At 42.7% G+C, this 5,958-nt stretch carries 7 protein-coding genes; 3 read left to right on the top strand and 4 right to left on the bottom strand.

Annotated elements, in window-relative coordinates:
- A partial coding sequence (locus A3761_RS11300; protein WP_197473018.1) for a chemotaxis protein CheW occupies window positions 1-308 on the bottom strand: 308 nt, incomplete at its 3' end.
- Window positions 309-584: 276 nt separating this feature from the next.
- Here A3761_RS11300 and A3761_RS11295 point away from each other — a divergent pair.
- Window positions 585-2,324, top strand: a complete 1,740-nt coding sequence (locus tag A3761_RS11295; protein WP_068506407.1) for a diguanylate cyclase — start codon at window positions 585-587, stop codon at window positions 2,322-2,324.
- Window positions 2,325-2,328: 4 nt separating this feature from the next.
- On the opposite strand, the gene A3761_RS11290 is transcribed toward A3761_RS11295, so the two are convergent.
- The 3 genes from A3761_RS11290 to A3761_RS11280 are packed head-to-tail and all read right to left on the bottom strand — an operon-like array spanning window position 2,329 to window position 4,519.
- Complete coding sequence (locus A3761_RS11290) at window positions 2,329-2,889, bottom strand: DUF1415 domain-containing protein (protein WP_068506406.1); 561 nt, start codon at window positions 2,887-2,889, stop codon at window positions 2,329-2,331.
- Between the two features lie 30 nt (window positions 2,890-2,919).
- Window positions 2,920-3,984, bottom strand: coding sequence for an S-methyl-5-thioribose-1-phosphate isomerase (mtnA, locus tag A3761_RS11285; protein ID WP_068506400.1), 1,065 nt, complete (start codon window positions 3,982-3,984; stop codon window positions 2,920-2,922).
- Entirely contained in the window at window positions 3,977-4,519 is a 543-nt protein-coding gene (locus A3761_RS11280) for a hypothetical protein (protein ID WP_156490687.1), read from the bottom strand. The genes mtnA and A3761_RS11280 overlap by 8 nt, the downstream gene beginning before the upstream one ends.
- 79 nt (window positions 4,520-4,598) lie before the next feature.
- Here A3761_RS11280 and thiD point away from each other — a divergent pair, with 79 nt between their 5' ends.
- Together thiD and A3761_RS11270 are read left to right on the top strand one after the other, a co-directional pair.
- Window positions 4,599-5,408, top strand: coding sequence for a bifunctional hydroxymethylpyrimidine kinase/phosphomethylpyrimidine kinase (thiD, locus tag A3761_RS11275; protein WP_068506541.1), 810 nt, complete (start codon window positions 4,599-4,601; stop codon window positions 5,406-5,408).
- Window positions 5,409-5,480: 72 nt separating this feature from the next.
- Window positions 5,481-5,958, top strand: a 478-nt coding sequence (locus A3761_RS11270; protein WP_156491802.1) for a hypothetical protein, incomplete at its 3' end; no start/stop codon positions are given.

Here is a 5,958-nt window from a genome sequence, read left to right as displayed (position 1 = left end):
TCAGACTCAATTCTTTGCATTCCTAAAATTTCGTCAACTACTACAGCGATACTGTTTGAGCCCCCGGTATTAAAGCTAACCAATGTTAACTGTTCTCCCTTAAGACACTGCTCCATCCCAATACGACGACGCAAATCAAGAACCTGCATGATCTGTCCATTTATAGTAGTCATGCCCCGAAAAAAGTCGCCCTGATAAAACAGCTTTACCAAGCTGTAGTTTCCAGAAAAAACATTCTCAACATCGCGACAATAAACCGCCAATCTGATATGACCAACCCTAGCGACCAAATATTCATTTTTATCCATAAAACCCTCTGTGCAAAAAAATCCCATGAAAACCTAAACTTACTAATATTTAGCACATCAAAATTCGCTATATAATTTAAAGTGGTAGCAGCCAATCGACATTCTGTCCAACTTTTATCTCTCTTTTCTCAAACTCTTTATCAAATCTGATGTATTTGTAGTCTATTTTAGGCTCTACATGCTACGCGAAGCTCTTGAAAGGTGGTAAGATGAGTGTCCTTGCGAACTTAATATTATCGACTGGAAAACCAGTTAAACCATGCATCCATAAAGCCAATGCATTACCTAAGCTATTTACTTCTTATTCTCTTTGCCTCTGCACCTTTTCTTGCTAACGCTGAGCTTATGCAGCAAGAAAACATTCGCTACTGGCAGCTATTCGATAGTAACAGCTCCGCCTCTCTCGAAGATATCGTTGGTACGCCAAATAACACCTGGACACCTCTCCCGAATGGCTATACAAAATTAAATGCCTTAGAAGAGGATTACTGGAAAGCATCTGACGGTGCGACGATGTGGGTTAAAATTGAACTTCCCCGAATTGTCGATTCGGATCGAATTTGGATTGAGCTTGCACCCAATGTCGGATTAGATGGCGAATTGGCAATCTATGAAAACGGTCTCTGGACCTGGAAGCACGCTGCTGGTAGGCACGCTAGTGACAATGCCAGTTTCCCAGCCACCTTTCTTACCTTCGTTATCGAAAAACCGCGCGAACATCGCCTAGCCTTCCTTAAAATCAAGAGTTCACAAGTCTTAAATTTCAGCATAAACATCCGAGACCACGACTCACAACTTTCTCTTCTTGCTAGTAGAAATCTTGTGTATGGCTTGTGTTTTGGACTGATGATTCTTGCTTTTGTCTACAACATGGTAATTGGCATCTCTGCTGGAGAAAGAGTTTATACTTATTACGCCTCTTACGTTTTATGTATGTCGCTATATATGATTGCCATGACCGGGTACAACCGCCTGGCGTTTCCCGATTGGGGTGGAGAGGGTAGCTTCACCAACCTGACCGCTTGCTTGCTTGCGTTTTCTGCAACAGTATTCGTTCGCGAGCTACTTGAAACTAAGACAACAATCCCCAAGCTCGATATATTATTACGCCTGTTATTGGCTGCAACTTTTTCGACCATATTTCTACTAGGGTTTATGTCTGACCAACTTGCCTACATGTGTGTAGAAACGATAGGTCTAGTCATTCCAATTATCATACTTGTCTGTGCTATCGGTGCACTAAAGCGTCACCCCCCGATGGCGAAGTTGTTTCTTCTTGCCTGGACCACTCACCTTATTACGGGCACCCTATGGGTATGGATGTGGCTTGGATACACCCCCCCATCACTAGACACCCTCAATATTTTCATTGCAGGTTCAGTGACCGAGCAACTGCTGCTAGCCATCTTGCTTGGCTATAAATACGCAAACCTGAAACAAGAAAACCGTAAGCTGGCAAGAGACGACGAAAATTATCTGGGTGAGTCAACTCAAGACCAGTTAACAGGGGTTTTTAGTCGTCAAACCCTCTACACTCAAATTGAACATACAATTAAAACTAGCGAGAACGACCTTGTTTGGATCGATATTGATATTGACAACTTTCAGAAGTTTAATGAGGCGCACGGCCTTCACGCAGGCGACCTATTGCTTAGCGAGTTTGGTCAATTGCTCCAAACAAAAGTACGTCGAGATAACCTAGCCGCAAAGCTGATCGATAAGGAAAATAGCTTCGCCTATAGAAGAGGGCTGGCAGGAAGAGTCGGTGGTGGGAAGTTTACTATACTTCTATCCAACTGCTCACTCCCCCAAGCCAGGCTCTACGTTGAAAGGTTAATGCGAGATTTCGAAGCCATCAAAATAAAGTCAAGCGATGGAAAGTGGCTAAATTCGAGCATCAGCGTCGGAGTTGTACATATTTTGCCTAATGAAGACTTTAATTCTGCCTGGAAGAGAGCAAGCAAAAAGCTACTGCTTGCGAAATCAAAAGGTAGTGCGCAGCTTTCGTTCTCCTAGACGACTAAATACTCAGCCACGGAAATAAAGCTTTTAACCGCTCCCCCTCCATTGACTGCATTAGCTCAACATTACGCTCTGGAATTTTTTCAGGGTTATCATAACTTTCTAGCGCATACTCCAAAGATTGCTCTCTAATTATGTGAAAAACCGGATAGGGAGCGCGATTTGTTAAGTTCGATTTATCATCCGGTTCGGTACCTTCAAACTGGTAATCCGGGTGAAAACTTGCCAACTGAAATACACCTTCGTAACCTTCTGAAACCAAAATTGAATTCGCATCCGACAGGCATGCTAAGTAAGAATAAAAGTCACTCAAGCCATTTGGGATAACAAGCAGAGTCGTTTCAATAGCCAGATTACTATCATTATCTAGAAACCTTAACTCTGCCAACAAGCGTTCAAGTATTGAGTCATAAGAGCTCCCAGTGTCGATCGCGATTCGGACACGTTCGTCTTCGTAGGGTTTGCGAGCAAACGGACACAAGTTAAGGCCGATTACCACTCGCTCCAGCCAAGCAACAACTTCTGACTCTACATGGCCAAGGGATAGCTCATTAGACATCTTTAAACACCTTTCCTGAAACATTTCATATTAAAGCGAGAATTTATCGGTCATCTTATCTAAGGTCGGCCCAGCAATGACGCCTCGCTCTGTAACGATATAATCGACCAAGCTCGCGGGCGTCACATCGAAGACCGGATTAAGTGCCTGTACGTTAGCCTCTGAAACTTGTTGTCCACTGAAACACTTAAGCTCATCGGAATCACGCATTTCAATCTCTATAGACGCACCGTTTTTCGATGCCATATCAACCGTACTGCTAGGCGCAACGACCATTACCTTTGCGCCATGGTACCTTGCCTGAATCGCCAAAGAGTAGGTGCCAATCTTGTTTACAACATCTCCGTTAGCTGCAATCCTGTCTGCACCAACGATAATCCATTCAACCGATTTGTTTTGGATCACCCACGAGGCCGCCGAGTCCGCATTTAAGGTAACCGGGATATCATCTCTCATGAGCTCCCAAACAGTTAATCGGGTACCTTGCATCCAAGGGCGCGTTTCATCTGCAAAGACTTCAGTGATTAAGCCATCACTCCAGGCTGAGCGTATAACCCCTAAAGCCGTTCCATAGCCACCTGTAGCCAAGCCTCCGGCATTACAATGAGTCATGACAGAGAACGGTTTTTCATGGAAGCGTTTAAACACGGAACAGGCTAAATCACCCATTTTAAAGTTGTTAGCAATATCCTCTTGATGAATTTCCTGGGCGCGGAGAAGCAGCTTTTCTAAACTAAAATCCTGCTCTTTCTGCGCTAGGAGCTCTTCCTGCATAACTTTCAGAGCCCATGCTAAATTTACCGCGGTAGGCCTAGCTTGACTCAGGAATTCAATATCCTTGTTAATACGTTCATAAAAATCGACTCCATTCATTAAGTGCTTTTTTGCGCTCAAAACAACACCGTAAGCCGCACAAATACCAATTGCAGGCGCTCCACGTACAACCATCGTCTTGATTGCCGTATAAACCTGTTCAACATCATGACAACTCATATAATCTTCAGACAAAGGTAGATTTCTCTGATCCAATAGAACCAGCGCACCATCTTGCCAATCGACCGCTTTGACGCTTAGAGACTCAAACTTATTATTCAATGACTATACTTCCTACTGTTTCATTATTTCGGTGGGACTCTATCATGCATGAGTAGTTTGCAATACCAGTTCCCTCAAACTCAATTAACACTTCTTTTCTATCGCCACCTACAACAAACACTGAAGGGTTCTGAGATAGCGGTTTAACAATAGATTCTGCATCCCCTACACTATTCCCGGAGTGCGAATGCCCTGAACCCTGCTGCGCCTTTTTCTTAGAGTGATAGAGTTCGTCAAGAACAAACATCTTGTACGCTTCTGACTGGTATAAAGCTTTCAGGTCCTTTGTAAAAACGAGCAAATGAGGCTCGTTAGTACGATTTTTAACAAGTACTCTGACCTTTGAACCAGAACTAATATTGACAGATTGCGGCCACACCCTACCAACAAGCACTTCAAGCTCGACGGTACGATCAGTCGCAGCCTGACCAAACAAGGGGTCTTTCCAGTATTCACCTAAAATATCTTCTGCCGTTACGCCGGCATTCGTAGTAAGGGTAAATAAAAGAAGCAAGGAAAGGAAAAGGTAGGGCATAATAAACTTTGGTAACATCTAAATGTTGTTCAACCTAAGCAACACAACATGGAACAAAACTACAAGTGACCTTCTTTATATGAAGTATACACCAAATGTACTAACAATTGCCGGCTCTGACTCTTCAGGCGGTGCAGGCATACAAGCAGATATCAAAACATTTACTGCCTTAAATGTCTATGGAGCATCAGTCATCACCAATGTCACAGCTCAAAACTCAAAGGGAGTTAAGGCCACCTATCCACTACCAGCGAAAGTTGTGAAGGATCAGCTACAGACAGTCATCAGCGACATAAACTTTAAAGCTATAAAGATAGGAATGCTGTATTCAAGTGAAATTATTAACGAGGTCGTAGAATGCCTTTCCAACAACACAAGTACACCTATAGTAATCGACCCAGTCCTTACTTCCAGTTCAGGCGTAATGCTTCTAGAAGAAGCCGCAAGAACAGCCCTGGTTGAGAACTTGTTTCCTTTGGCCACTCTAATAACACCCAACCTTATGGAAGCAAACTACCTGCTCCAATTTAAAGGAAAAGACACTGAAAATTTATGCACTCAGAATAAGGCCTTATTATTATCTGAGTTATTTGCATGTAGCGTTCTACTTAAAGGAGGTCATGTAAATGGCGAAATCGTTACCGACTACCTGCAGACCAATAAGGCAATGAATTCATTCTCGCACAAACGCATTGCAACAAATAATACTCATGGAACCGGATGCACACTATCTTCAGCAATCGCTGCAAACTTGGCTAAACAGCCAGACTTATTCATAGCTGTTAAAGAAGGTATATCATTTACCGAATCTTGTATCCAAAATGCTGACGGTTTACAGGTCGGTAATGGTTACGGCCCAATTAATCAGTTGCCATTTTCACAATACTAATTAAGCGATATAATTCTTTGCGGATATTTTCTGCACTATACTGCTACTAATATTACTAAGGGACTTCATAGAATGACAAAGCTAAGCATTTCGAAAAAAATTATACTAGCCTCTAGTTTAACAGTACTACTATCAGCTTGTGCCAGTAACCAAGTAGCTATATCAGAAAGCGTTCAACAAAAATCTGCCCAAGCAGCTTCACAGTCAACTTTCACACCAGAACAAGCAATTGACGAAGCAGAAGAAAAACTGCTAGTTGCGAAGAAAAAAGGCGTAGAATTCTTCTCTCCATTACATCTTAGGCAAGCAGAAGAGAGCATTGCATTAGCACGCGAGTACCTAACAGCCCCTCCCAGCGATATAAAAAATGCCTCTTTAATGTCCGCGATCGCTGCACAAAAATATATAGAAAACGCTTACGAGAATAAAAAGAAAGTTGAAGGAAATCTAAGGGAGTCCTTAAAAAATCTCGACATTCTAGAAAGTCTCAACGCCCCAGCTCTTGTACCCGACCAATATCAAGATGTCATGGAGTCGCTAAATGACATCA

The sequence above is a fragment of the Oleiphilus sp. HI0123 genome (assembly GCF_001635315.1).
This window is presented reverse-complemented; position numbering and strand designations above follow the sequence as displayed.

Coding starts and splice junctions, on each gene's coding strand:
- A3761_RS11290 (WP_068506406.1), bottom strand. CDS start 2,889: ATGTCTAATGAGCTATCCCTTGGCCATGTAGAGTCAGAAGTTGTTGCT.
- thiD (WP_068506541.1), top strand. CDS start 4,599: ATGAAGTATACACCAAATGTACTAACAATTGCCGGCTCTGACTCTTCA.
- A3761_RS11295 (WP_068506407.1), top strand. CDS start 585: ATGCATTACCTAAGCTATTTACTTCTTATTCTCTTTGCCTCTGCACCT.
- A3761_RS11280 (WP_156490687.1), bottom strand. CDS start 4,519: ATGCCCTACCTTTTCCTTTCCTTGCTTCTTTTATTTACCCTTACTACG.